28 protein-coding genes are annotated in these 26,557 nt (G+C 43.4%); all 28 read right to left on the bottom strand.

Going from position 1 to position 26,557, the window contains the following annotated elements; all coding sequences use genetic code 11:
• Window position 1: 1 nt before the first annotated feature.
• Window positions 2-1,498 carry an NADH-quinone oxidoreductase subunit M gene (locus tag G8761_RS05510; RefSeq protein WP_166024472.1) on the bottom strand — a complete coding sequence of 499 codons (1,497 nt, stop codon included), beginning with the start codon at window positions 1,496-1,498 and terminating at the stop codon, window positions 2-4.
• Entirely contained in the window at window positions 1,495-3,363 is a 1,869-nt protein-coding gene (nuoL, locus tag G8761_RS05515; RefSeq protein WP_166024474.1) for an NADH-quinone oxidoreductase subunit L, read from the bottom strand. Before nuoL ends, G8761_RS05510 begins: the two co-directional genes overlap by 4 nt.
• Before the next feature lie 260 nt (window positions 3,364-3,623).
• Entirely contained in the window at window positions 3,624-3,938 is a 315-nt protein-coding gene (gene nuoK, locus G8761_RS05520) for an NADH-quinone oxidoreductase subunit NuoK (RefSeq protein WP_027323453.1), read from the bottom strand.
• 3 nt (window positions 3,939-3,941) lie between these two features.
• A complete protein-coding gene (locus G8761_RS05525; protein WP_166024476.1) occupies window positions 3,942-4,454 on the bottom strand; it encodes an NADH-quinone oxidoreductase subunit J in 513 nt (170 codons plus the stop codon).
• Complete coding sequence (nuoI, locus tag G8761_RS05530; RefSeq protein WP_027323455.1) at window positions 4,451-4,870, bottom strand: NADH-quinone oxidoreductase subunit NuoI; 420 nt, start codon at window positions 4,868-4,870, stop codon at window positions 4,451-4,453. Before nuoI ends, G8761_RS05525 begins: the two co-directional genes overlap by 4 nt.
• A 47-nt stretch (window positions 4,871-4,917) precedes the next feature.
• Window positions 4,918-5,925, bottom strand: a complete 1,008-nt coding sequence (nuoH, locus tag G8761_RS05535; RefSeq protein ID WP_166024478.1) for an NADH-quinone oxidoreductase subunit NuoH — start codon at window positions 5,923-5,925, stop codon at window positions 4,918-4,920.
• Window positions 5,925-7,025: an NADH-quinone oxidoreductase subunit D gene (locus G8761_RS05540; protein WP_166024480.1), complete on the bottom strand. Its 1,101-nt coding sequence runs from the start codon at window positions 7,023-7,025 to the stop codon at window positions 5,925-5,927. Before G8761_RS05540 ends, nuoH begins: the two co-directional genes overlap by 1 nt.
• A gap of 3 nt (window positions 7,026-7,028) precedes the next feature.
• Window positions 7,029-8,261, bottom strand: coding sequence for an NADH-quinone oxidoreductase subunit C (locus G8761_RS05545; RefSeq protein ID WP_166024482.1), 1,233 nt, complete (start codon window positions 8,259-8,261; stop codon window positions 7,029-7,031).
• A 3-nt stretch (window positions 8,262-8,264) separates the two neighbouring features.
• Window positions 8,265-8,777 (bottom strand): NuoB/complex I 20 kDa subunit family protein, encoded by a 513-nt coding sequence (locus G8761_RS05550; RefSeq protein ID WP_027323459.1) that lies wholly within the window; start codon window positions 8,775-8,777, stop codon window positions 8,265-8,267.
• Window positions 8,768-9,142: an NADH-quinone oxidoreductase subunit A gene (locus tag G8761_RS05555; protein WP_166024484.1), complete on the bottom strand. Its 375-nt coding sequence runs from the start codon at window positions 9,140-9,142 to the stop codon at window positions 8,768-8,770. Before G8761_RS05555 ends, G8761_RS05550 begins: the two co-directional genes overlap by 10 nt.
• A gap of 897 nt (window positions 9,143-10,039) precedes the next feature.
• Window positions 10,040-10,447 carry a F0F1 ATP synthase subunit epsilon gene (locus G8761_RS05560; RefSeq protein ID WP_166024486.1) on the bottom strand — a complete coding sequence of 136 codons (408 nt, stop codon included), beginning with the start codon at window positions 10,445-10,447 and terminating at the stop codon, window positions 10,040-10,042.
• A gap of 21 nt (window positions 10,448-10,468) precedes the next feature.
• Window positions 10,469-11,890, bottom strand: coding sequence for a F0F1 ATP synthase subunit beta (gene atpD, locus G8761_RS05565; protein ID WP_166024867.1), 1,422 nt, complete (start codon window positions 11,888-11,890; stop codon window positions 10,469-10,471).
• A gap of 80 nt (window positions 11,891-11,970) precedes the next feature.
• Window positions 11,971-12,828 carry an ATP synthase F1 subunit gamma gene (gene atpG / locus G8761_RS05570; protein ID WP_166024488.1) on the bottom strand — a complete coding sequence of 286 codons (858 nt, stop codon included), beginning with the start codon at window positions 12,826-12,828 and terminating at the stop codon, window positions 11,971-11,973.
• Window positions 12,829-12,992: 164 nt separating this feature from the next.
• On the bottom strand, window positions 12,993-14,501 hold the full coding sequence (gene atpA, locus G8761_RS05575; protein ID WP_166024490.1) for a F0F1 ATP synthase subunit alpha: 1,509 nt from the start codon (window positions 14,499-14,501) through the stop codon (window positions 12,993-12,995).
• Between the two features lie 24 nt (window positions 14,502-14,525).
• A complete protein-coding gene (locus G8761_RS05580) occupies window positions 14,526-15,062 on the bottom strand; it encodes a F0F1 ATP synthase subunit delta (RefSeq protein WP_166024492.1) in 537 nt (178 codons plus the stop codon).
• Window positions 15,059-15,583, bottom strand: a complete 525-nt coding sequence (gene atpF, locus G8761_RS05585; protein ID WP_166024494.1) for a F0F1 ATP synthase subunit B — start codon at window positions 15,581-15,583, stop codon at window positions 15,059-15,061. The genes G8761_RS05580 and atpF overlap by 4 nt, the downstream gene beginning before the upstream one ends.
• 141 nt (window positions 15,584-15,724) lie before the next feature.
• Entirely contained in the window at window positions 15,725-15,937 is a 213-nt protein-coding gene (gene atpE / locus G8761_RS05590) for a F0F1 ATP synthase subunit C (RefSeq protein ID WP_027323467.1), read from the bottom strand.
• A gap of 69 nt (window positions 15,938-16,006) precedes the next feature.
• Window positions 16,007-16,720: a F0F1 ATP synthase subunit A gene (gene atpB, locus G8761_RS05595; protein ID WP_166024496.1), complete on the bottom strand. Its 714-nt coding sequence runs from the start codon at window positions 16,718-16,720 to the stop codon at window positions 16,007-16,009.
• A gap of 23 nt (window positions 16,721-16,743) precedes the next feature.
• Window positions 16,744-17,112 carry an ATP synthase subunit I gene (locus G8761_RS05600; protein WP_166024498.1) on the bottom strand — a complete coding sequence of 123 codons (369 nt, stop codon included), beginning with the start codon at window positions 17,110-17,112 and terminating at the stop codon, window positions 16,744-16,746.
• Window positions 17,113-17,118: 6 nt separating this feature from the next.
• Window positions 17,119-17,340 (bottom strand): AtpZ/AtpI family protein, encoded by a 222-nt coding sequence (locus tag G8761_RS05605; protein ID WP_166024500.1) that lies wholly within the window; start codon window positions 17,338-17,340, stop codon window positions 17,119-17,121.
• A gap of 251 nt (window positions 17,341-17,591) precedes the next feature.
• Window positions 17,592-19,820: a S8 family serine peptidase gene (locus G8761_RS05610; RefSeq protein WP_166024502.1), complete on the bottom strand. Its 2,229-nt coding sequence runs from the start codon at window positions 19,818-19,820 to the stop codon at window positions 17,592-17,594.
• Between the two features lie 192 nt (window positions 19,821-20,012).
• Window positions 20,013-20,642 (bottom strand): uracil phosphoribosyltransferase, encoded by a 630-nt coding sequence (gene upp, locus G8761_RS05615; RefSeq protein ID WP_166024504.1) that lies wholly within the window; start codon window positions 20,640-20,642, stop codon window positions 20,013-20,015.
• A 502-nt stretch (window positions 20,643-21,144) separates the two neighbouring features.
• Window positions 21,145-22,386 (bottom strand): serine hydroxymethyltransferase, encoded by a 1,242-nt coding sequence (glyA, locus tag G8761_RS05620; protein ID WP_166024506.1) that lies wholly within the window; start codon window positions 22,384-22,386, stop codon window positions 21,145-21,147.
• A gap of 220 nt (window positions 22,387-22,606) precedes the next feature.
• The gene (locus G8761_RS05625; protein ID WP_166024508.1) at window positions 22,607-23,182 is read right to left on the bottom strand and encodes a TIGR01440 family protein; all 576 of its coding nucleotides are present in this window, start codon (window positions 23,180-23,182) and stop codon (window positions 22,607-22,609) included.
• 108 nt (window positions 23,183-23,290) lie between these two features.
• Window positions 23,291-23,737, bottom strand: coding sequence for a ribose 5-phosphate isomerase B (gene rpiB / locus G8761_RS05630; RefSeq protein ID WP_027323475.1), 447 nt, complete (start codon window positions 23,735-23,737; stop codon window positions 23,291-23,293).
• Between the two features lie 130 nt (window positions 23,738-23,867).
• Window positions 23,868-25,157 carry a methyl-accepting chemotaxis protein gene (locus G8761_RS05635; RefSeq protein WP_166024510.1) on the bottom strand — a complete coding sequence of 430 codons (1,290 nt, stop codon included), beginning with the start codon at window positions 25,155-25,157 and terminating at the stop codon, window positions 23,868-23,870.
• A gap of 21 nt (window positions 25,158-25,178) precedes the next feature.
• On the bottom strand, window positions 25,179-25,622 hold the full coding sequence (locus tag G8761_RS05640) for a low molecular weight protein arginine phosphatase (RefSeq protein WP_166024512.1): 444 nt from the start codon (window positions 25,620-25,622) through the stop codon (window positions 25,179-25,181).
• 137 nt (window positions 25,623-25,759) lie between these two features.
• Window positions 25,760-26,314 carry a manganese efflux pump MntP gene (locus tag G8761_RS05645; protein ID WP_166024514.1) on the bottom strand — a complete coding sequence of 185 codons (555 nt, stop codon included), beginning with the start codon at window positions 26,312-26,314 and terminating at the stop codon, window positions 25,760-25,762.
• Between the last annotated feature and the right edge of the window lie 243 nt (window positions 26,315-26,557).

Below are 26,557 nucleotides of genomic sequence, written 5' to 3' on the forward strand. Positions count from 1 at the left end.
ATCACCCTCCCAACCCAAGCATGATCGTTTCTAGCGCTGTCTTAAGTGGTGAACTCAGAACACTTGGGTAAACGCCGATCAATACGATTAAAAACATTAGTGTAAGAACAGGAACAAACTCTGCTCCTTTTAAATCCATGGTCCCGGCAAACTCCCGGTGTGCCTGGCCGAATGTCATGCCTAGTACGGCACGCAGCAGGTAGGCGGCAGTCATGATAATTCCGATCGTTCCGACTGCAGCAAGAACTGGCATATCTTTGAACAGGCCAAGGAATGCCATAAATTCACTGACAAAGCCGGACATACCTGGCAGGCCAAGTGATGCCATTGCACCGGCAAGCAGGAACCCTGCGGCCAGCGGCATGCCCTTTGCAAGGCCGCCAAGGTTTTCAATAAGCGAGGTATCTGTACGCTCGTAAAATACCCCTACCAGGAAGAAAAGCAAAGCGGAAATTAATCCGTGTGATACGACTTGGAAGATGGCTCCTTGAATACCTGTTGCATTTAATGCACCAATTCCGATAAGAACAATCCCCATATGGGAAATGGACGAATAGGCAAGAACCATTTTGAAGTCCTTTTGGATAAAGGCAAGAAATGCCCCGTATAGTAGGTTTATTACTCCGAGAAAAGCGAGCACGCCTGCTACATCTTTAAATTGTTCAGGAAAGATTCCCATAGCGAAACGGATTAAACCGAATGCACCGATTTTCAAGAGAATACCTGAGTGAATCATAACAATAGATGGCGGTGCCTGAACGTGCACTCGAAGCATCCAGCTATGCAACGGAAATATTGGAAGCTTTACACCGAATGCTATTAAAAGAGCAATCAGTAGCCCCATTTTTACCGAGCCGGAAAGCGGACTTTTTGCAGCGTTAACAATCTGCTGCAGATCATGTATATTTGATGTTCCTGTTTTTGCAAAAAGGACCATGATTACAATCAGCAGAATGGCTGAGCCCAATCCGTTATAGATTAAAAAGCTAAAGGCGGCCTTTTCTTTTTCAAAATAACCCCATTTTCCGATTAGGAAGAACATTGGAACAAGCGTTACTTCAAAGAAAATAAAGAACAGGATCAAATTTAAGGATGTAAAGACCCCAAGCATCCCTGTTTCTAACAGGAGGAAAAGCATGAAATAACCTTTCCACTCTTTTTTAATATGCATGGAAGCAACTGCTGCCAAGGTGGCAATGATTGCTGTTAATACAACCATAATCAGTGAAAGCCCATTTAAACCAAGCTCATAAGCAACATGGAAATACTTTTTGTCGCCAACGAAGTTGATCCAGTTTGCTTTTACTGAAAAGTCTCCCAGGTCCTTGCCGGCCTGATAATGAAAATAGCAAGCCAATGCTAGAAGAAGTGCAGGGAGTGTTGCAAGAAGTCCAACAATTTTGATGGCTTTCTCCTGCGTGTTTTTCATAAAAGCCAGAACTGTAACGCCGAGTAAAGGGGAGAATACCAGAATTGACAGCACAGAAGATAAACTCATTTTAAGTAACCCCCAGTCAGCGCAAAGATAACCACAAGAACTGCAAGTCCGACGAATGCCATGGCACCGTAGGTTTGTACCTGCCCGTTCTGCACCTTTGATCCCGTTTTGCCGAGACCTTGTACAAAGCCTGCTACACCTTTGACAATACCTTCAACAAGGAATAAATCGATAAAACGCAGGAAGTAGCTCATGCCTTTTGTCAGGCTAACAATGGTCAGCTGGTAAAACTCATCAATATAGTATTTATTGTAAAGAATGGTATGCAAGGCTCCTCCTCTACCGGAAAGCCAATCGCGTGACAAGGATTTCTTTCCGTAAATGAGCCAGGCAAGGAAGATACCTGCAAGAGATACTAATGTTGCTACAATCATAATCCAGCCTGGTCCTTCGACATGGCTGTGTCCAAGTGAATCATTGCCTTTTGTGAGCCAATCCCCAAGGAAGGTTCCGAACCAAGGTGTATTTACATAACCAGAAATAACGGCAAGAACGCCAAGAACGATCATCGGGAGTGTCATCACGCCAGGAGATTCATGAACATGTTTCATTTCACTGCGTGCTTCACCTGTAAAGACCATGAAGAACAATCTGAACATATAAAATGCAGTAAAGAATGCTGCAATCACCGCGAGCAGGAACAATATAGGATGTCCGCCCTCCCAGGCTGCTGCTAGTATTTCATCCTTACTGAAGAATCCGGAAAGCAGCGGAACACCGCTGATGGCCAGGGTTCCAATCAGGAATAATGGGCCTGTCAGACGAAGCTTTTTCCATAGTCCGCCCATCTCTTCAATGTTTTGTGTATGAACAGCATGGATCACACTTCCTGCTGCCAGGAACAGCAAAGCTTTGAAGAATGCGTGTGTCATCAAGTGGAACACGCCTGCAACATAACCTGCAGAGCCTAGTGCAAGCATCATGTATCCGAGCTGGCTGACGGTTGAGTAGGCAAGTACTCTCTTAATATCTGTTTGTACAAGGCCAATGCTGGCTGCAAAAATAGCTGTGAATGCTCCAATGATGGCAATCGTCAGCAGGGCAGTTTTGCTGGCTGCAAACAGAGGGAAGAGCGCCGCTACCAGATATACACCTGCCGCTACCATTGTGGCTGCGTGGATCAATGCAGATACTGGTGTCGGACCTTCCATCGCATCAGGAAGCCATGTATGAAGTGGGAACTGACCGGATTTACCGACTGCTCCTACAAATATAAGAAGTGCTGTAAGTGTAATCCAGCCTTGCGATATGGCTCCTTCTCTTACCGCTTTAAAAATTTCATCATATTCAAAGCTGTTTGTTTGCCAGAATAATAGAATCATACCGATCAGGAGACCCACGTCTCCGATCCTTGTCATAATAAATGCTTTTTTGGCTGCAGCCTTTGCTTCTTCCTTGTAAAAATAGAATCCGATCAGCAGGAAGGAACCCACACCGACTAATTCCCAGAAGATGTACGTTTGCAGCAGGTTGGGTGATAAAACCAGCCCTTGCATGGCAAATGTAAACAGCCCAAGATATGCATAAAATACTGGAATACGCTCATCGCCGTGCATATAACCTTTAGAGTATGTATGTACCAGACAGCTGACAAGCGATACGATAACCAGCATCAAAGCATTTAATTGATTTACTTCAAAGCCCGCCGTTAAATGAAGATCTCCTATATTAAGCCATGCAGCTTCGCTCTTGTATGTCGGCGCTGTGAAACGCTCGAATAAAACAAGGATTGAATAGACCAGAGATGCAAGTGTAAGCAGGATACCTACGAATGCGCTGGCCTCTTTCAGCCGTCTGCCAAATAGAAGAAGGATCAAAAACGATAATAGCGGGAAAAGCGGTATGATCCATGCAGTTTCCATCATTATCACTATCCCCTTTTTTTCGCTCATCAAAGTTTATCTCATGATAAACACTGAACGCTCGACGGACATAACGTCCTAGTCAGGCGAAGGGCACAGGGTGTGCCGTTTTGAGCGTAGTAAGTGCCTCTGCGGTTCTGCCGCCGCTTTAGGCTCGGCAGCCGCCGGGTATTCTTAGCCAGGCGAATATTTTCCGCGTGGCAACAGGTGTAAAACTTTCGGCAGCTTAGCCGCCAATTTTATAAGAATTGCAGATTTTCAAGTTAATGTTTCATTGTATCCATTTCATCAATATTTACTGTTTTACGGTTGCGGTAAAGGGCAATTAGGATTGCAAGCCCTACTGCTGCTTCCGCTGCGGCCACGGTAATGGCGAAAAGCGCAAAGATTTGGCCAGTAATTGAAGGCTTGATTCCGTATTTGCTGAAGGTTACCAGATTAATATTCACTGCATTAAGCATTAGCTCTATAGATATCAGAACAATAACCGTATTTCTTTTTGACAGAGCTCCGTATAAACCGATGCAAAAAAGAATTAGGGCAAGCGCCAGAAAAGCTGAGGCAGGAATTGAACTCATTCCTTATTCGCCCCCCTTCTCGTCTTTTTTTGCAAGAATAATAGAACCGACAAGGGCAACAAGCAATAACACAGATGTTAGCTCAAAAGGGATGATATGCTTGGAATACAAGGCCTTACCGATTTGCAAAGTGTTGTTTTCATGCAGATGGTTTGTCTGCGGTGCAAGATCAAGATTATAGATTCCGATGTACACGGCAAAAGCAAATCCCAGAACACCCAACAGCAGGAACAGCCTCCTCCAGAGACTGGGTTTACCTTCGCTTGTATCGTTATGCTTTGTCAGCATGATGCCGAAAAGCATGATAATGGTAATCGCACCTGAGTAAATCAGAATCTGTGCACCAGCAATGAATTCTGCTGAGAGCAGAATGTAGATGCCAGCGATGCTTACAAAGGTAAATACCAATGCAATAATCATATGAACCACATTCGTAAGATTCAGTAAAAGCACGCCGCCAATGACTGCAGCTAAAGCTAGTAGCATAAATGCAATAAATTCACCTGAAAACGTCATGGCTTATTCACACTCCGTACGTTTTCGTCATTTTCATCCAGCCATTCAAGGTTTTTGAATAACCGGTCTCTGCTGTATTCTGCCAGCTCAAAATTATTGGTCATGATGATGGCCTCAGTTGGGCAAACCTCTGTACATAGGTCGCAAAGAATACAAATTTCAAAATTGATATCATACGTATCGATAATTTTGCCCTTTTTGGTTGGATCGGGATGTTTTTTACCGACCAAATCAATACACTCCGTTGGACAAATATTCATGCACTGATTGCAGACGATGCACTTTTCCGGATAGAACTTTTGAATTCCACGGAATCTGTCAGGCAGCGGTAGAGGTTTATTCGGATAATCGTAGGTGACTTTTTCCCTTGTTAATTGTTTAAGGGTATATTTCAAGCCTTTTGCCAATCCCAGCATGTATTTTCACCCCTTTGTAAAAGATGAGTTTTTTCAGGCAATGCCTTTTATGAGAAAAATAATGTTTTAATCAAAGCAGTTAGGAAGATGTTTGCTAAAGCAATCGGCAATAGCACTTTCCATCCAAACTCCATGAGTTTATCAGCCCGGAAACGCGGGAAAGCTACCCGGAACCAAATATAAATAAATAGAACTAATGTAAATTTCAACGAAAACCAGACTGCACCAGGAATAAATCCTAAAATCGAAAGCGGCGGCAGCCACCCTCCAAGGAATATGACCGTGATAAGTGCAGACATCGCGAACAAGTATACATATTCAGCGAGCATAAAAAATGCCCAGCGGAAGCCTGAATACTCAACGTGATAGCCGGCAACCAGTTCATTTTCAGCCTCAGGAAGGTCGAATGGCGTACGGTTTAATTCTGCAACAGATGCAATCATGAAGATGATAAATGCAACCGGCTGAAGAAGGATATACCAGCCATGCTTTTGAGCCTCGACAATATCATTTAGGTTTAAACTGCCTGATAATAGGATAATACCTAAAACAGACATTACTAACGGGATTTCATATGAAATCATCTGTGCTGCTGCACGCATACCGCCGAGCAGGGCATATTTATTGTTTGATGCCCATCCCCCGGCAACAACTCCTATCGTTGTCAGACCAGATACAGCAATATAATACAGAAGGCCGATGCCGATGTCGGCAAATTGAAATTTGTCAGTAAACGGAATGGTTGCCAGTACCATAAAAGATGGTGCAAACGCAATCACTGGAGCAAGAATAAACAGCGGCCTGTCGGCAAGCTTTGGAATGATATCTTCTTTTAATAAAAGCTTCAGAACGTCAGCAACCGTTTGTAAAAGTCCCCAGCGGCCTCCGACCTGGTTAGGTCCGTGGCGGAGCTGCATGTAACCCATAACTTTCCGTTCAGCAAGAATTCCGTAAGTAACAAATCCCAATACAACCAGCAGCAGGACGGCTCCGAGAAGGAAAAAGATTCCGAAGTTGGCCCATCCGGGGTTTGATTGGAGTAAATCTTCAATCATTAGCCGTCAACCTCCCCAAGGACAATGTCAATTGCCCCTAAAATAGCAATAAGGTTTGCAATATTTTCACCCTTTAAAAGTTTAGGGAGAATTTGAAGATTGTAGAAAGAAGGCCTCCTGAATTTCAGTCGGTAAGGCTCTTTTTTGCCGTCACTTGCTATATAGCAGCCGATTTCACCTCGTGGGGACTCTATCCTTACAAATGCTTCACCTTTTGGCGCCTTGATGATTTTTGGAACCTTAGCCAGAATTTCACCTTCGGCAGGGAATTGTTCAACAGCCTGCTCAATTATTTTCAGTGACTCTTCAATTTCAGCAAGACGTAATTGGTAACGTGCCCATGCGTCCCCGCCATCATGAACAGGAACATCAAAGTTGAATCGGTTATAGATTGAATATGGTTCATCTTTTCGAAGATCCCATTTCACTCCTGTTGATCGTAGGTTAACACCGCTAAGGGAGTAATTCAAGGCATCTTCCTTTGTATACCTTCCGACCCCTTTAACACGATTTATAAAGATTTCATTTCCTGAAACAAGGTAATGATATCCTTCAAGCTGTTCGCGCATATAAGGGACAAAGTCTCTTACTTTCTCAATCCAGCCTTCCGGAGCATCCCATTTAACTCCGCCTACTCTCATATAGTTAAAGGTCAGGCGCGCACCAGATAATTCATTCAGCATATTGATAATCATTTCACGTTCACGGAATGCATACAGGAATGGGCTGACTGCACCAATATCCAGCAAAAAGGTTCCCCACCAGACAAGATGGCTTGCGACTCGCCCCAATTCCATAGCAAGTACCCGCAGATATTCAGCACGCTCTGGAATTTGAGTTCCCATCATCGTTTCAACTGCATGGCAGAGCACGTAATTGTTTGTCATAGCCGAAAGGTAATCAAGTCTGTCTGTATAAGGAATGATTTGTGTATATTGCAGATTTTCCGCCAGCTTTTCAGTTCCCCGGTGCAAATACCCAATGACTGGCTTTGCTTCTTTGATAATTTCACCGTCAATTTTTATTACAAGCCGGAAAACCCCGTGTGTACTAGGGTGCTGCGGTCCAACATTTAATAGCATTTCTTCTGTCCGTAACATTGGTTACACCTCCACATCATACTGCTCATAATCTTTACGCAGTGGATGGCCAACCCAATCTTCGCCAAGCAGGATTCTGTGCAGATTTGGATGCCCGGTAAACTGGATACCCAGCAAATCATATGCTTCACATTCTGGCCAGTTTGCCCCCGCCCAGACCGGCTGCAGTGAGTCGATTGATGGCTTCTCACGGTCAATCTTTACTTTTAGGGCAACAGACTGACGATTTTTATATGAGAATAAATGTACATATACTTCCATATGGGTTTCAAAGTCGGTTCCGTGAAGTTCAGATAGATAATCAAACCCTAGGCGCTCATTATATTTCAAAAACTGAGCTAGTTTAAAATATGTATCACGTTTTACAACAAGGGTAGGAACATCCTTTGAAAGTTTATTAATATAGTAATCTTCTAAAACGTCCGGACCTAGGTTCTCTTCGATTACTTTTACATACTTATCAAGATATGGCTGATTTGGTGAAGGAGCTGCCGGTGCTGCCGGTGCTGCCGGTGCTTCCTCTGCGCCTGCCTTGCCTGCTGCTGCGGCCTTAGCTTTTGCTGCCGCGGCTGCTTTTGCTTTGGCTGCTGCAATAGCTTTAGCCTTTTCATCATCTCCGCCTGCTGGAGCATCACTTCCGCCTTGCTTGGCTAGAGCGGCGGCTTTTGCCTTCGCTGCTGCTGCAGCCTTTGCTTTTGCGGCTGCCACTGCTTTTGCTTTTGCATCATCACCATCTGCTGCTGCTGAACCGCCAGCTTCCTGTGCCTTCATTTTTGCAAGTGCCGCTGCTTTCGCCTTTGCTGCTGCTGCGGCTTTCCTTTTAGCAAGATCATCATCTCCGCCTGCTTCAACCGGTGGAGCCTCTTCGCCCTGTTCTCTTGCTTTTTTTGCAAGTGCAGCGGCTTTTGCCTTCGCTGCGGCGGCGGCTTTCTTTTTAGCAAGATCATCATCGCCGGCATCGGCTGCTGGTGCCTCCACTGGTGGAGCGGCTTCGCCTTGCTCCCTTGCCCTTTTGGCTAGTGCAGCTGCTTTCGCTTTCGCTGCTGCGGCGGCCTTCCTTTTAGCAAGGTCGTCATCATCGTTTGCTGGTGCTTTTACTTCAGGTTTATCTGCCGGTTTTGAATCTTGCTGCGGCGCGGATTCACCTGTGAGTTTCGCCTGTCTTTTTGCGAGGGCTGCAGCTTTTGCCTTTTCAGCCGCTTCCTTCTTTAATTGGTCCAGATCCTTTTCGCTCATAGGTTAGATCACCTTCTTCCCAGTCTTCGCTTCATAACGAATCTTTTCCCTTAACTTGTTAATTCCGTATATTAAAGCAGCTGGGTTTGGAGGGCAGCCCGGAATATATACATCGACTGGTACGATTTGGTCGACCCCTTTTACCACCGAGTATGATTTTACATAAGGACCTCCTGCGGTTGCACATGAACCCATGGCAATTACCCATTTTGGTTCTGGCATTTGGTCATATAAACGACGCAGAATAGGAGCCATTTTTTTTGTTACAGTACCGGAAACGATCATGCAGTCAGACTGGCGGGGAGAGGTCCTGAAAAATGAACCAAAGCGGTCCAAGTCGTAGTGGGATGATCCTACACCCATCATTTCAATCGCACAACAAGCCAGACCAAATGTCAGCGGGTAAATGGAATTACTCCTTGCCCATGCCTTAATTTGCTCCAGCGTTGTTACAAATACACTTCTTTGAAGTTCTTCCATTTCCTGAGGAGAGATACCATCCAATTTTAAGTCCATTTTAGCACCTTCTTTTTCCATGCGTATGCAAGTCCTAGGACTAGCATTAATACGAAAATCAACATCTCTATTAACGCAAAAATGCCCAGTTTATTATAGGCCACAGCCCATGGATATAAAAACACTGTTTCTACATCAAAAATAACGAACATCAAGGCAAAAATATAATAACGGACATTGAACTGTACACGGGAATCGTGAAAAGGATCAATACCGCTTTCATATGTGGTATACTTCTCGTCACTTGGTTTGTGCGGACGTAAAAGCTTACCCAAAAATAATGCCACCACCGGCAGCAATACCCCAAGACACAGAAACACAAAAACTATCAGATAACTATTCTGATATACATTAAGAAGTTCCATGTCTATCCCTCCTCCAATGTTGTAAATTTTCATATTAATGAAACATGTAACCGAATTCATTATACCATTGTATTATGGGTGTGTCGACAAGCCCTCTGACACATTCGAAAGCTTTTTTAGCGCTGTTTTCCTAGGTTTAACACCTGTTTTAAATCAGTGAACAACCGGTAGGTAATCCCTTTCGAATAAGGTATGAGTAATTCGGAATGCATACTTCCTTACTCCCATTTAATTACAAACAATTGACCTTGTCAGTGAGGTTTGTCAACATTGTTAAAATTTTTTCATTTGGCTATGAACTTTCCAATCTATTTTTCAATTGCACAGGGCTCGCCTTACTATCTTAGTGAAAGAGGATGATGAATATTCCATTTTCCTTCTATTGGAAAAAATAAGAGGACAGGCCACCGCGAATATTCGTCTATATATTAGTAAAACTAGCATACGCCAAGTCCTTTTGGCGTATGCCCTAGTTTTGCTGTTTATGCGTTCAGAATTTATAGATATAAAACCTGATTAGCTAAAAAGTCAAGCTTCTGACAGGCTATGTAATAATGATATTTTTCAAGTTTAAACTTCCTTAAATATTTATATAAAATCAGGCTACAACCTGTTAGATCGCTGTACCAACTAGTTTTATCCCGCCTCGTTTCTTGAAGCAGCCTCACGAGGACATTCCTCTTACCTTCATACAGAGATTTATCCTTGAAACACCTTCTCGAGGACACTTCTCTTCCTCTTATACAAAGATTTGTCCTTGAAACACCTTCTCGGGGACATTTCTATTCCTCTCATACAAAGATTTGTCCTTGGAACAGAATCTCGAGGACTTTTCTCTTTCTCCCATAAAAAAAAGCGAAGGTCCTTTAAGGACCTTCGCTCATATTATTATTTTTATTATCCTCTTCCTGTAACAGAAAGACGGTTGATGGCACGCTGCAAAGCCATTTCGGCACGTCTGAAGTCGACCTCGTCCTGGCGCTGTGCATGCAGACGCTGCTCCGCACGCTCTTTAGCACGGATTGCACGGTCAATATCAATTTCAGTAGACAGCTCGGCTGCCTGAGCTAAAATTGTTACCTGCTCTGGACGGACTTCTAAAAGACCACCGCTGACTGCGATTAAATCTTCATCTTTTCCACCCTTTTTCAGGCGGACAGCACTGATCTGCAGAGGTGCAACCATAGCAATGTGTCCTGGCAAAATACCAAGCTCACCACTTTGAGCTTTGGCAATGACCATTTCTACATCTGATTCATACACCGAGCCATCGGGAGTAACAACACTGACTTTCATCGTCTTCATTTTTTACCCTCCTGGCAGGTTTTAAGCCTCTACACCCATGCGTTTGCCGGCTTCAACCACATCTTCAATACGTCCAACAAGACGGAAAGCATCTTCTGGAAGGTGATCATACTTACCTTCAAGAATTTCTTTAAATCCTTTAACAGTTTCCTTAACAGGTACATATGATCCAGGCTGGCCAGTGAACTGTTCAGCAACGTGGAAGTTTTGAGAAAGGAAGAACTGAACACGGCGAGCACGGTGTACAACTAACTTATCATCATCAGAAAGTTCGTCCATACCGAGGATCGCAATGATATCCTGTAATTCTCTGTAACGCTGTAAAGTTTGCTGTACCTGGCGGGCTACTGAATAGTGCTCTTCGCCAACAATTTCAGGTGACAATGCACGAGAAGTCGAAGCAAGTGGATCCACCGCAGGGTAGATACCCATTTCAGAAAGCTTACGCTCAAGATTAGTCGTTGCATCCAAGTGAGCGAATGTTGTAGCAGGAGCCGGATCCGTATAGTCATCGGCTGGTACATAAATCGCCTGGATGGAAGTAACAGAACCTACGTTAGTAGATGTGATACGCTCCTGTAATTTACCCATTTCAGTAGCAAGTGTTGGCTGGTAACCAACAGCAGAAGGCATACGGCCTAAAAGGGCGGAAACCTCAGAACCTGCTTGTGTGAAACGGAAGATGTTATCCATGAAGAAAAGAACGTCCTGTCCTTGCTCATCACGGAAATATTCAGCCATTGTCAAACCTGTCAGAGCAACACGCATACGCGCACCTGGAGGCTCGTTCATTTGTCCGAATACCATTGCTGTTTGACGGATAACGCCTGAATCAGTCATTTCATGATAAAGGTCGTTACCTTCACGAGTACGCTCACCTACACCTGCGAATACGGAGATACCGCTGTGCTCTTGAGCGATGTTATTGATCAATTCCTGGATTAAAACGGTTTTACCTACACCGGCACCACCGAATAGACCAATTTTACCACCTTTAATATATGGAGCAAGAAGGTCTACTACTTTAATTCCAGTTTCAAGAATTTCTACCTCAGTAGAAAGCTGTTCGAATGATGGAGCTTCACGGTGAATAGAATCACGGCGAGCACCAGCCTCGATAGGTGCATCAAGGTCAATTGTTTGACCCAATACATTGAATACACGGCCTAGAGTTACGTCACCAACCGGTACAGAAATTGGGGCACCAGTGTCAAGCACTTCCAAGCCACGTGTTAAACCGTCAGTTGAAGCCATCGCAATGGTACGAACTGTATCATCACCTAAATGAAGGGCTACTTCAAGAGTTAAATTGATGTCGACTCCTGACTCACTACCCGCTTGCGTGCTGATTGTTAAAGCGTTATAGATCTCAGGAAGCTGTCCGCTTTCGAATTTCACGTCAACAACCGGACCCATAACCTGAAGAACGCGTCCTTTGTTCATCATTTTCCCTCCTAACGTACTCTTTTGAAGCATGAAGGAGCAGGGAAATGGATTCATTACCCTGTCCTTTCAAAAAAATACTATTCTAAGGCGGCTGCTCCGCCTACAATTTCGGTAATTTCCTGTGTAATTGCCGCCTGACGAGCACGGTTATAAATTAAGCTGTAGGAATTGATTAATTCCTTAGCGTTATCCGTTGCATTCTTCATTGCGGTCATACGTGCAGCGTGTTCACTTGCCTTACTGTCAAGCAAAGCTCCATAAATAAGGCTTTCTGCATATTGAGGAAGGAGAACTTCCAAGATTTCTTCTGCAGACGGTTCAAACTCATAAGAAGTAAGTTTCTTAGTTGTTGAAATATCCGAGAAAGGAAGAAGCTTCTTCTCCGTTACATCTTGTGTGATAGCGCTGCTATAGTGTGTATAGTACATATACAATTCATCGAATGTTCCATCAGCAAACATACCAACAGTGTTGCTGGCTATTTCCTTGATGTCATTGAAAGAAGGCTGATCCGAAACGCCGATAATTTCTTGTACAACGTTCATTCCGCGCTTGGAAAAAAAGTCACGGCCAACTCTTCCGATTGCGATAATCGCAAATTCATCATTCGATTTATGGCGTTCTTGTATTGTCTGGAAGACACGGCGAAGGACGTTACTATTGTAAGCCCCAGCTAGTCCGCGGTCAGACGTGATCACTAAATAGCCGGTTTTTTTGACTTGACGGGATTGAAGCATAGGATGGGCAATCCCTTTGCTGCCCATTGCGATTGCTGCTGTAACTTCCTGGATTTTTTCCATGTAAGGAACAAATGCTTTCGCATTCATTACTCCACGATTCCATTTAGCTGCAGAAACCATCTCCATCGCTTTCGTAATCTGGCTCGTCTTTTTTGTCGATGTGATCTTGGATTTTATATCGCGTAATGATGCCACAGGTTCTCACCACCCTTTTCAAAGTTTGTCATCAGACTAGTCATATCAATGTCTAGCTACAGCGCCTAGACCCTCGAGGTCGCTTCGGTCCTTCCGATGAAGTCAGGACTTCACCTACAGGCACTCCAGCGCTTGTCGGGTCTTAGCAAGGCGCTTCCGCTTTTCTATTCGGAAACTGCAAACGTCTTTTTGAAGTCGTTGATTGCAGTAGACATATCATCATCGGAAGGAAGTTCCTTCGTAGTTGCGATATGGTCTAACAATTCTTTGCGGTTGTGGTCTAACCAGGAATGGAATTCAGATTCAAAACGCTGGATATCCTGAACTGGAATATCATCAAGGAATCCGCGTGTTAATGCATAAAGGATTGCTACTTGCTTCTGAACAGAAAGCGGCTTGTGAAGGTCCTGTTTAAGTACTTCAACTGTACGCGCTCCACGAGCAAGTTTAGCTTGAGTTGCTTTATCAAGGTCAGATCCAAACTGAGCAAATGCTTCTAGTTCACGGAAAGATGCAAGGTCAAGACGCAGTGTACCTGATACCTTTTTCATCGCTTTAATTTGCGCAGATCCACCTACACGTGATACAGAAAGACCAGCGTTGATCGCCGGACGTACACCGGAGAAGAAAAGGTCAGACTGCAAGAAGATTTGGCCATCAGTGATGGAAATAACGTTTGTTGGGATATACGCAGAAACGTCCCCAGCTTGTGTTTCAATAAATGGCAATGCTGTGATTGAACCAGCGCCTTTAGCGTCGCTCAATTTTGCAGCACGCTCTAATAAACGGCTGTGCAGGTAGAATACATCCCCTGGATAAGCTTCACGGCCTGGAGGACGGCGAAGCAGCAAGGAAAGTTCACGATATGCTGAAGCTTGCTTTGAAAGGTCATCATATACTACAAGAACATGCTTGCCATTGTACATGAATTCTTCACCCATTGTTACACCTGCATAAGGAGCAAGGAATAATAATGGAGCAGGCTGGGAAGCAGATGCAGATACAACAATAGTGTAATCCAATGCACCGTACTTACGAAGAGTTTCTACCGCATTACGTACAGTAGACTCTTTTTGGCCGATTGCAACATAGATACATACCATGTCTTGGCCTTTTTGGTTAAGGATTGTATCGATTGCTACAGATGTTTTACCAGTCTGACGGTCACCGATGATTAACTCACGCTGTCCGCGTCCGATTGGAACAAGAGCGTCAATCGCTTTGATACCTGTTTGAAGTGGCTCGTGAACGGATTTACGATCCATTACACCTGGAGCTACAGCTTCAATAGGACGAGTTTTAGTAGTATTGATTGGACCTGCGCCATCGATTGGCTGCCCTAATGGGTTAACTACGCGTCCGATTAGTTCTTCACCAACAGGAACTTCCATGATGCGTCCTGTACGGCGAACTTCGTCACCTTCGCGAATCTCTGTATATGGTCCAAGAATGATGATACCGACGTTGTTTTCTTCAAGGTTTTGTGCCATACCCATAACGCCGTTTGAAAATTCAACAAGTTCTCCAGCCATGACATTGTCGAGGCCATGAGCACGAGCGATACCGTCACCGATCTGGATAACAGTACCTACATCACTCACTTGAATTTCCGACTGATAGTTTACGATTTGCTGTTTTATCAGCGCACTAATTTCTTCAGCTTTGATGCTCATGAGTTTCACCCCTATCTTCGAATCTTAGCTTAACAATTTACGTTCAAGACGATCCAGCTTGCCGCGCAGGCTGCCGTCATAAATTCTGTTGCCAATGCGGAGTTTAATTCCGCCCAAAAGATTTGTATCTACTATATTCTCAATTCGGAGCCATTGTTTGCCGATTTTCTCAGCAAAAGTCTGAGATATAGCAGCGCGTTCTTCATCCGTTAACGGACGTACGCTGTATACCTTGGCTTCCGCAATTCCTCTTTCATCATTGGCAAGCTCAATAAATCCATCAACCACTTCAGTGATTTGATCTTCGCGGTGGCGGTCAATCAAAATCATTAAAGTGTTTTGAACATATGGGCTTGTTGATGCGAATGCGCCTTTTAAAATCCCTTTTTTCTCTTCATTTGAAAGTTTTGGGGATTTTAAAACTGCATTTAGTTCAGAGCTGCTGTTTAAAACTTCTTTAACTACACGAAGTTCTTCTTCCATACTATCAAGAAGCTGCTGTTCTTTCGCAATTTGGAAAAGAGCCAACGCATAGCGCTTCGCTACCATGGAGTTGCTCATCGCTCTTCTCCTGCCTCTTGAATATATTCGTTAATAAGCTTATCCTGGTCTTCTGCACTAAGTTCTTTTTCAATCACTTTAGATGCAATCAATACTGACAAGGAAGCCACTTGTTCGCGAATGGCGGCTACTGCCTGTTCCTTTTGCTGTTCGATTTCAAGCTTTGCAGCTTCTTTAATACGTTCAGCTTCGGTACGCGCTGCTGAAATGATTTCATCACGCTGTACATCGCCTTGCTTTCTGGCGTTTTCCATTAGATGCTGTGCATCAGTGCGCGCTTCTTTTAAAAGATTTCTTTGTTCTTCTAAAAGCTTTGTAGCTTCTAAACGGCTATTTTCAGCAGCCGTAATTTCACTGGAGATTAGTTCTTCACGCTGTTTCATGATACCCATTAATGGGCCCCACGCGAATTTTTTCAGAAGTGCAAGCAAAATAATGAACACAATAAGCTGGAAAAAGATATCCCCAGTATTTAACTGCGCATGTTCTGCAGCACCCAATACTAAGCTGTCTGTTAACACGCTCGATTCACTCCTTTCAAGAGTCGTTCACTTACGAAAACTAAGTTTATGGTTTGTCCCACACAACATCATTTACTTAAGACATAAATGAATGGCGAAGGTTTGATTTCTCCTCTCCGCCATTAGTATTCTTCGATAAAATTATCGATTAAGAACCATGAACGCGATAACTACGCCGATGATCGGAAGTGCTTCAACTAACGCAACCCCGATGAACATTGTAGTTTGAAGTAAACCACGTGCTTCAGGCTGACGTGCAATACCTTCTACTGTACGGCCAACGATAAGACCGTTACCAATACCTGCGCCTACTGCTGCTAAACCAATTGCAATTGCTGCTGCTATAAGATTCATTTTTTTGTTCCTCCCTGGAAATGTATAAATAATTTTTTTTGTTTTGCTCATAAAATGAACAGGTATATATTAATGGTCATGGCTCACTTTATGTGACATATAAACCATCGTTAACATTGTGAAAATGTATGCCTGGATTGAGCCAACAAAGATTGAGAATCCCTGCCAGACCATTGTTAATGGCACTGCTGCTATCATGCCAATAATACTTGTGTGCGCCAGGCCTCCTGCAAGTAGAGTAAGAAGCAATTCACCTGCATAAATGTTACCGTATAGCCGCAGGCCAAGAGTAAGCGTATTAGCAAACTCCTCGATTACTTTAAGCGGGAATAAGAATCCCATCGGGCTGAAAAACCCTTTTGCATATCCTTTGCCACCCTGCAGCTTAATGCCGTAGTAATGGGAAAGACCCACAACCATAACAGCAAGCGTCAATGTGATAATTGGATCAGCCGTTGGTGATTTCCACCAAAGCTTTTCATCATAAACGATTGAAAATGGCAGGCCAAGCATATTTGATACAAAAATATACATTAAAAGCGTAATTCCAAGAATATGGAATCTCCCGCCTTCCTTCCAATCCATCGTAGAATTGATGATTCCGCGAACAAAGTCTAAGACCCATTCAAAGAAGTTTTGCATGCCAGTTGGCTTTAACGCCAGCTTTCGTGTAGCAAGAACTGCTATAAGAAAGACAATTGCACTGGCAATCGTGATCATTAGGATGTTTGCCAAATTGAAGTAAAGGCCCATAAATTTCACTATGGGTGCTTCGTGATGCATAAAATCTCACCTCGCTTCCTGTGTTATTTATGTAAAGATTGAAGAAAATAATCTATCATAATGACAATATATGATGTCATTAGTCCCAAAACTAGAGCAGGAATATTAAAATCCCCCGGATATCTTAATGCGATTATTACGGCAATTCCCGCTGTCGCCATTCTTGAAAGCGATCCTAACGAGCGGACTTTTTTCCCCTCTGAAACAGCTTTATCAAAGCTTTCTGTTTTTCTTACTAATAACCAGAGATTTAGAAAACTGAAGCAAGTTCCGAGGATTAAACCCAAAAAAATAGATTTATAAGAAGTAAAGCCCCAGCCTAAAACATATGCAGACAACAAAAAAAACACCATTCTCTGTTGCTTTTTGTACATTTGTCTAAAATCTGGCATGGTGGTTTATTCTCCTGAATAGAAATGGCGGATTGAAAGGAGCATTGAATATGTGCCAGCGGCTAAACCCAGCAACAATCCGATAATTAAGAAAAGCGGCTCTGTGTCCCAATGCCGATCCAGCCATCTTCCTAGGAAAATTCCTATCAGAATGGATCCGACTAATTGAGAGACAATAGCTGACATGAGAGCCATTGCTTGTAACGGATGGCGGTCATTTCGACGCATAACATCGCATCCTCTCATTTAGAGAATGTGAAAAAGGCAACTAGAAAATAATTGAGAGTTTTCCAACATATTCACGTGTCGAATATTAGAATGAAAATGGTGAAAACCCTACCATTTTATGCCCTTTGTAAGCATACAATAGCCCCTAGTCAATGTCAATGCATTTGGAGTGAATTTCTTCACAAACTCATTATACCAAACAAGGTATTCCTATAGTTAATAAATTAGCGAAAAAAGAGACAGGAATTATTTCAATTCCTGCCAATTTCTTCTTTTTCCGGAAAGATTAATTCCGTTTCAATATAATCTTCCTGATTTGCCTTTTTTGCAAAGACCTTTGCAAGATATCTTCCCTCTTCAGGAATCATCTCAGCAGCAATCTCCTTTTGAATCATCCCCCTCTTCAAATTCCGGCTTATATCTAGGAATCCAACAAAGCGATAGTCTTCCGGATTAAAAAGTGCGATGCCAAATTCATCCGCCCCGCCAGGTAAATAAACCTCATACCTGAAGGTTCCCGGTTTATCTCCCTGCGTCAAATCAAACCCCATAACCCTTGGATACCCAGGCTCCTCAACCACATACAAATAGGGAATTCCTATTACGTTTGTTCCATCTTCCAATTCAAGCCGGCCGTCATAAATCTTTTTCCGCGATAATATTTCATCTACCCTGAGCCCTACTTTCACTCTCCGGCTTTCGCCAGGATTAAGCGTGAATGATAGAGGAAGCTGCCAATCTAATCCTTCCTCCGCTTCAGGCATCCGAAAAGAATATGTTCTGGTCTTTAAGCTTTTATTTTCAATGGTTAAAACCGCTTCGCTCTGGTCACTCAGGCCTGATGTCCCAAACTTTCCAAAGTGGAGCGATGCTGGCAGCACGAGTGAGGCAGCCTGAACAGCCTCCAGGATTTGCACTCTTCCAGCCCCCTGTTCATAAGTTCGGTAGGGCTTTTGGATTCCTTTGGAGATAGGCTTGGCTGTGTTCATCAGGGCTGCTTTTACTTCGAGCGGTGACCAATCAGGATGCGCCTGACGGATTAGTGCGCAAGCCCCGGCAACATGAGGGGCTGCCATGCTTGTGCCTTGAAGTGCCATGTAGCCCCCGGGAATCGTACTGTTAATGGCTACTCCGGGGGCAACAACGTCCGGCTTAATTTCCCAAGTACCCGTAACAGGACCCCGCGAGCTAAATGCTGCAAGCCTGTCCTGTTCCTCTTCCATACTTATCCGTATCGAATTATTTCCTAATTCTATCTGTTTTTTTAAAAATTCTCCCGTCTTTTTACTGACAGAGACAACGGGAATATGAAGCGCTTCTTCTAAATTCCCGATAAAACTTCCATTCGTATTATTATAAATTACTACACCTTTGGCGCCTGCATTCTGTGCATTTTTGGCCTTTTTCGTAAAGGTAGTAGAGCCCCTTTTTATCAGGACAAATTTATTTTTTGCATCTGATAGCTCTACTTTTTTCCCCATTCCGGCTACAGTCAGCTCCATTGATCTGCTGGTATCCCACTGACCTGAACCCGCCATAGGTTCCAAACGGATTTTTTCACTAGTTCCTTCTATTAATAAGAAAGGAATATTCATTATAGGTGTTGAAGCCCCTACTGAAATGGCTTTTGAAGCTGTGCCAGGTGAACCAACCGACCACACATTGGGCCCTGAATTTCCAGAGGCTGCTACTGCGACAATTCCCTTATCGACAGCTTTGTTAAGAGCAAGACTGATGGGAAGGTCCGGACCATTTATCTCGTTTCCTAATGATAGATTTAGGACATCCACCTTATCCTTAATAGCCTGTTCAATTGCAGAAAGAATTTGTTCTGTTGTTCCAGATCCACCCGGGCCCAGCGCCCTGTAGGCAATAATCTTTGCTTCCGGAGCCACGCCCTTTATTTTTCCATTGGCAGCAATAATCCCCGCAACATGGGTTCCGTGAATAGTCGGGAGACCCTGCTGAACCTTTGTTTCCATTGGGTCGGCATCACCGTCTACCAAATCATGGCCTCCTGAGTAGTTATTCCTGAGGTCCGGATGTGTATAATCAAGGCCTGTATCGATTACTCCAACTGTAATTCCTTTCCCCGTAAGACGCCTGTCAAGCTTATCAAAATAACCGCGTACCGCTTCTCCCCCTATCATCTTTATGTTTTCCTCCATATCAGCCTGATAGGAATAGGCAGGTGAAATCTTCATAATGTCCTCTTTGAAGGAGAGTTTGCCAATAGTCTCAGCATCCCCTTTAACAGAAAAACCATAAAGCGCCTCAGAGAAAATATGACGAAGCTGGAGTCCAGGATAAGAGGAGAGCAGCGCTTTAATCTGGGATTCTGTTTTAGGCTCCTTTAAAAGCACAATAGCAATTTGTTCCTTTTCATAGGGAACAGGAGGAACCACAAGCGGTCTTCCAATTGCCATTGCTGTACCTGGTAAAATGAGGAAAACCGCTAAAGCGGCAGCAAGAAATTTCATTGTGATCCCTACCCCTTTTTAGAATTTCATCTTTTCCGCCAATTTTGGTCTCTTTTCCGCGAAAATCCCATACTTATCCGCCGAATTTGCGGACTATTCCGCGAAATTCCCACTCTTTTCCGCATTTATAGGGTTTTCATTAAAAAGGAAAGTATACAAAAAGCCAGCCGACTCGGCTGGCTTTTTCTCTTATTATTTAGTTCCAAACAATCTGTCCCCTGCGTCTCCAAGGCCAGGTACAATGTATCCATGGTCATTCAGCTTTTCATCAAGAGCAGCAATATAAATGTCCACGTCAGGGTGAGCATTTTTAACTGCCTCAACACCTTCTGGGGCTGCAATCAGGCACATGAATTTAATGTTTTTTCCTCCGCGCTTTTTCAGGGAGTTAATGGCTTCTATTGCTGAACCGCCTGTAGCAAGCATTGGATCAACAACGATGAAGTCTCTTTCTTCCACATCGCTTGGAAGTTTTACATAATATTCAACGGGCATTAAGGTTTCAGGGTCACGATATAGACCGATATGGCCCACTTTTGCTGCCGGAATCAATTTAAGTATTCCATCTACCATTCCGATCCCTGCACGCAGGATTGGAATAATACCAATTTTTTTACCAGAAAGAACCTTTGATTTAGTAAGGCTTACAGGTGTTTCAATTTCAATCTCTTCAAGAGGCATATCCCTTGTAATTTCAAAAGCCATCAATGTTGCTACTTCATCAACCAGTTCACGGAACTCTTTCGTTCCTGTGCTTTTGTCTCTTATGTAAGTTAGTTTATGCTGAATCAGTGGATGATCAAATACGTAAACCTTTGCCACAGCTATCGCCCCTTTTTAAATTTTCTTTTGGAACTTTTAATTAATGTCTAGCTCCAGCGCCCAGCGAGTTTTCAACTTCGAAAAGTCTATTTGAATATCTTGCATCAAGTATGACCGTTAGGTGATACTTGGTGCATCTAGAGGCCAACCCACTTCTCCCTACGATAAGTCAACAACGAATCGCTTTGCTCTTCGTGTTTCCTTTATATCAGTCGAAACGGAGGCCTGCAGGAAGCAGGTCAGAAAGGCGTTGCCACAGGACGTGGCGAATTTAGCCTTTCTTCATATCCCTTACACCGCTTAACGGGTCGCTTACGCTTTTCTATTTAAGTTCTGCAAAAATAAGCAAATCATGTCGCAAACTTTGCCTTTTCACACTTCGTCTAATTTTACAGAAAAATATTTCATTGGGCAACTATGATAAATTAAAAAAACACCAATCCTTCGACACGCAATTCAAAAAGAAAAAACCGGCCCAATGATATGGCCGGTTAAAAGGTAATTATAGTTCTGGATAAAGGGTAAATTTACCTGTCAAAGCTTCAACGCGCTTACCTGCTTCAGCAAGAGTTTCTTCATTTTCATGGTTTTTAAGAGCCAGGGAAATGATAGAAGCAACTTCATCCATATCCTCCAGGCCAAACCCGCGGGTCGTAACCGCTGCAGTTCCGATTCGGATTCCGCTAGTCACAAATGGACTTTCAGGATCAAAAGGAATGGTATTTTTATTTACTGTAATGCCGATATCATCAAGAACTTTTTCCGCAACCTTACCTGTTAAGCCAAGTGAACGAAGGTCAATAAGAAGTAGGTGGTTATCCGTTCCGCCTGATACAAGTTTCAAGCCTTCTTTTTGCAGACCCTCAGCAAGACGCTTAGCATTTTCGATAATCTGCTTGGAATATTCCTTGAAGCTGTCCTGAAGAGTTTCACCAAAAGCTACTGCTTTTGCTGCAATGACATGCATAAGTGGTCCGCCCTGGATGCCAGGGAAGATGGATTTATCGATCTTTTTAGCCCATTCTTCCTTGCAGAGGATCATTCCTCCGCGAGGTCCGCGTAATGTTTTATGAGTTGTGGTTGTAACAAAATCAGCATAAGGAACTGGGCTTGGGTGCAAGTCTGCTGCAACAAGGCCAGCAATATGCGCCATATCAACCATAAAGTAAGCTCCTACCTCATCAGCGATTTCACGGAACTTTTTAAAATCAATTTCACGAGGATAGGCACTTGCTCCAGCAACAATGAGCTTTGGCTTATGCTGACGGGCTTTTTCCAAAACGTCGTCATAATTAATTCTGTGTGTATTTTCATCCACGCCATATTCAACGAAATTATATTGAACACCACTGAAGTTAACAGGACTTCCGTGTGTAAGATGTCCGCCATGGGATAAATTCATGCCCAGCACAGTATCGCCGTGCTCCAGAATTGTAAAATAAACGGCCATGTTTGCCTGAGCACCTGAGTGCGGCTGAACATTTACGTGTTCCGCACCAAATATTTGCTTAGCGCGATCGCGTGCAATATTTTCAGCTATATCAACATATTCGCAGCCGCCGTAGTAACGTCTGCCCGGATATCCTTCTGCATATTTATTTGTAAGAACAGAGCCTTGTGCTTCCATTACAGCTTCACTTACAAAGTTCTCTGATGCAATCAATTCAATTTTTGTGCGCTGACGGCCCAATTCCTGCTGCATTGCCTCAAAAAGCTGTGGATCCTGCTGTGCCAAATGTTTCATGGTTTATCCCCCTCAGTTCTTTTATATTAGAAAAACCGGGCATTCGAACAAGCATTATGGCGAATGTCCTAGTTTTACTTAAACGTTCAGAATTTTTAATTCTGATTAGCTAAAAAACAATCTTTAGAAAATTCCCATTTTAGTTTAGCATGTTCATGCCTAAAAAAGAAAGGACAACTATCCTTTCTCCCAAAAAAGAAAGGACCCTATTGATGGAGTCCTAGTGGCAAGCTTGATTACTATTTGTTTTTTCGTATACGGCTCTCTCTCCGCCAATTAATTTTGGCCTTGTTTTTGCTAAGGTTACATGTGCACCGCCGACGCTCTTTTGTTTAATACGCACCGGAACGGCCACATGCTTTAAGTGCATCCCGATAAAGGTGTCGCCAATATCAATTCCCGCCTCAGCTTTCAAAAATTCTACCACCGACGGGTTTTCCATATGCTCGTACGCAAAGGTTCCCATTGCTCCCCCAGCATTACGAACCGGGATTACAGAAACAGCCTCCAAATTCCGGGTATCAGCTGTACGACTTTCCACTACCAGTGCACGATTTAGATGCTCACAGCATTGAAAAGCAAGCTCCACACCCGTTTCCTCCTGAAGCTTTTTCAATTGGCGAAAAATCATTTCCGCTACATCGAAGGTCCCGGCTGTGCCTATTTTCTCGCCTATAACCTCACTTGTACTGCAGCCAACCACTAATAAAGCTCCGGGCTTAAGATCTGCCTGCTCCTTAAATTGGCTTATAACAGAAGCAAATTCTTTTTCCCATTGTTCAAGAGTCTCTGCCATCTTTGCATTCCCTCCATTTTTTCCGGGTAGGATTAGAAAAACTTAGAATCGCCAAGTCCTTTTTAGGCGGATAACCTTGTTTTTCTCTATTTAGCCAAGAAATAAGCTTTACAAATTCTGATTTTCGTATTCAGAAATCTTTCCAATTCTGTTTGAGTGGCGTCCTGCCTGAAATTCTTCTGTCAACCAAACTTCTGCAATTTCTCTTGCCAGTCCTGGTCCAATTACACGTTCACCCATCGCAAGAATATTGCTGTCGTTATGCTGGCGTGTTGCTCTTGCGCTGAACGTATCATGAACAAGCGCACAGCGAATTCCTTTTACTTTATTCGCCGCAATGCTCATACCGATGCCTGTACCGCAAATTAAAATACCCCGGTCAAATTCACCGTTTGCAACCTTTTCTGCTACCGGAAGGGCATAATCCGGATAATCCACCGAAGTGCTGCATTCACAGCCAAAATCTTTATATTCAATGCCCAGTTCCTCTAATAATCCCGCAATTTCTTTTCTAATATTTACTCCGCCGTGATCTGAAGCCAGCGCTACTTTCATACTCCCTGCCTCCTTAAAAATACCGTTCAATTAAAACTCCATTTTTATTTTGACACATTCAGTCGAAATTATAAAGCTATTGATTTTTTGAAAAATAAAAGCCCCCTCCTGACCTAGAGAGAGCTTCATATTATAGTTTAAACCTTGTAATGGTCTCCTTGAGTTTTGCTGCCTGTTCCGTAAGGTCAGCTGCAAGGTGTTCGACTCCTTCAATCACATGAGCCTGTTCCACTGTAGCGGAAGCCACTTCCTGCGCACCTGCCGATGTCTCCTCTGCAATCGCCGCTACCTCCTGCGATTGTGTTGCCGTATGGCGGATGCTCTCCATTTGGCGGTCGACCAGTCCAGTAATGGACTGAACCATGCCAGCCATATCGTTAATCGTTACCGTCATTTCTTCTATGACTTCATTGGTCCTAGTTCCTTTTTTCGCTTCAGCATTGGCCGTATCAACCTGACCTGAGATTTGTTTTACTACATTTTGAACCTCAGACTGGATACTTTTAATCAATTCCGATATTCCTTGAACTGCTTTGGCGCTTTCATCTGCAAGCTTGCGGACTTCCTCTGCGACAACAGCAAATCCTCTGCCATGGTCACCTGCCCTTGCAGCCTCAATTGATGCATTTAGAGCCAAAAGGTTTGTCTGGGAAGCAATATCGCCAACCAGCTGAATGATTTGTTCAACCTTTGCTGCATTTTCCTCCAGATGTTTCACCGTTGTTAATGACTCACGGTTGTCCTGAGCCAGAAGCTCAATTCCGGAAACAAGGGATTGAATAACCTCCTTGGAAACCTGGAGATCTTTAACCATTTCCTTTGATACATTTTCAGCTGTTTTTGCTTTTTCCTGAACCTCTTCCGCTATTAAAATAACTTCCTCAACAGACTCGGCTGTTGTTTGAATGGAAGCAGCTGAATTCTCCGCTCCCATGGAGATTTCATTAATGGTTCTTGAGATGCTTTCCGCCTGTTGAGAGGCAGCAGCTGATCTGTCCGAAATATGTATCACGTTTTTATTGGTCTCGATAAAGTTCTCATCAATTTTATGAACCATCTCTCTTAGACTTTCAAGCATAAGGTTAAAGGCATTTCCAAGGGACCTGATCTCATCATCAGACTTGGAAAGTTCGACATCCCGGCTGATATCACCATCAGCTGCTTTTAGAGCGACTGCCTCAAGCTTCTGAAGCGGCTTTATAATAAACCGGGCAGCAAAAAAGGCTAGAATTCCGGACCAAATTACCCCAAGAAGTAAGGTTACTAAAGTGAAAATTCCTTCTTGGATATAGTTTGATATAAAAGGATAAATGAAGTAAATAAAAATTTCACTGGTTGAATAGGTGATAAGTGCGAGTATTGTTGTAAAAAAAACAAGCTTTTTCCTCAGCCCAAACTTGTACTTCCTTTTTGCTTTCATTTTGCTCCCCCTGATGGTGATTTATAGTCTATTTATTTTTTCAATGACACGATCGATAAAACTCTCTAACTCTTTATAGGTAGTTCGGTAGATATCAAGATTTCCGCCATATGGGTCGTTAACATCATGGTTCATGGTTTCTCCGGCAAATTCCTTTAGTGTAAACGTCTTTCGCCCGGCTTTAGGAAAGTTCCCAATAAGGGCATTCTTATGAGAGGCTGTCATCGTGAAAATAAGCGTTGCCCAATCGACAAGCTCTTTGGTGACAGGCTTTGACTGATGGTCATGCTGAATAGCATTTTCCTCCCAGGCCTTCCTTGCATTCGCGGATGGACCACTTCCACTCGAGGCAAAGACCCCGGCGGATTTCACTTCTATATCCTTTAAATTTTTACTCTTCAGGATGGCTTCTGCCATCGGGCTTCTGCATGTATTACCTGTGCACACGAACAATATGCGATGCATTTGGCGCCCTCCTTTTCTTACATTATAAGTCATTTTTTGTGTATTCCAATACTCCTTATAAAAATTTAACCATTTTTTCCTTTTTAAAACAAAAAACACCCACTTCGGGTGTTAAAACCATTTTTTAAGACAACGGGTCAAAATGGAAAAAGGAGTTTGATACCAAACGCTAGCAATATACTTCCGCCAAGCGCTTCACTATAGGCACCCAGCCATCCCTGTACCTTTCTTCCGGCCAAAAGGCCTGCCCAGGTTAAAACGGTGGCAGCAATTCCGAAACAAAGAATAGTCATCACCATTCTAGCTCCGTAAATTCCAAGTGAAAGCCCTACCGAGAGGCTATCAAGACTAACACTCAACGCAAATACAAGCAGGCCGAAGCCCTCTGGCTTAATCGCGCTTCCTTCATCTTTTTTCAAGCTGGACCAAATCATCTGCAACCCAAGTATAATGAGCAGCAGGCCGCCTAAATATGTAGCAAGAGTCCCGAATGTTTCCGATAAAAACTTGCCGGCAATCATGCCAACCAGCGGCATCCAAATATGAAAGATTCCAATCATTATGCCTATTTTAAAGATCTGCCTAAGCCTCAATTGGTACATTCCCATTCCGAGGCCTACTGAAAAAGCATCCATTCCTAGCGCAAACGCCATTAACAATAGCGTAAGCAATTCCCCAAGCACTGCTGACATCACTACCACCCCGTCCCTCGGACTTGCTATTTCAGCTTATGCTCGTCTTAAACGTTTTAGAATAAGGTTTCTAGGAAAAAGCATGAGATGACAGGCTTAATCGATAAGTGTCCGAAGATGATTGATTAAGGGTTTAAAATGATTGATTAGGCCCAACTCAATAAAGGTTTTTCTATAAATGAGGTAAATTCTCCGCAGATCCAGAAGCCAAAATTCCAGAAAAAAATGCAGTAATGATTGATT

The organism is Neobacillus terrae, from assembly GCF_011393025.1.
In the GTDB taxonomy this organism is placed as follows: domain Bacteria; phylum Bacillota; class Bacilli; order Bacillales; family Cytobacillaceae; genus Neobacillus_A; species Neobacillus_A terrae.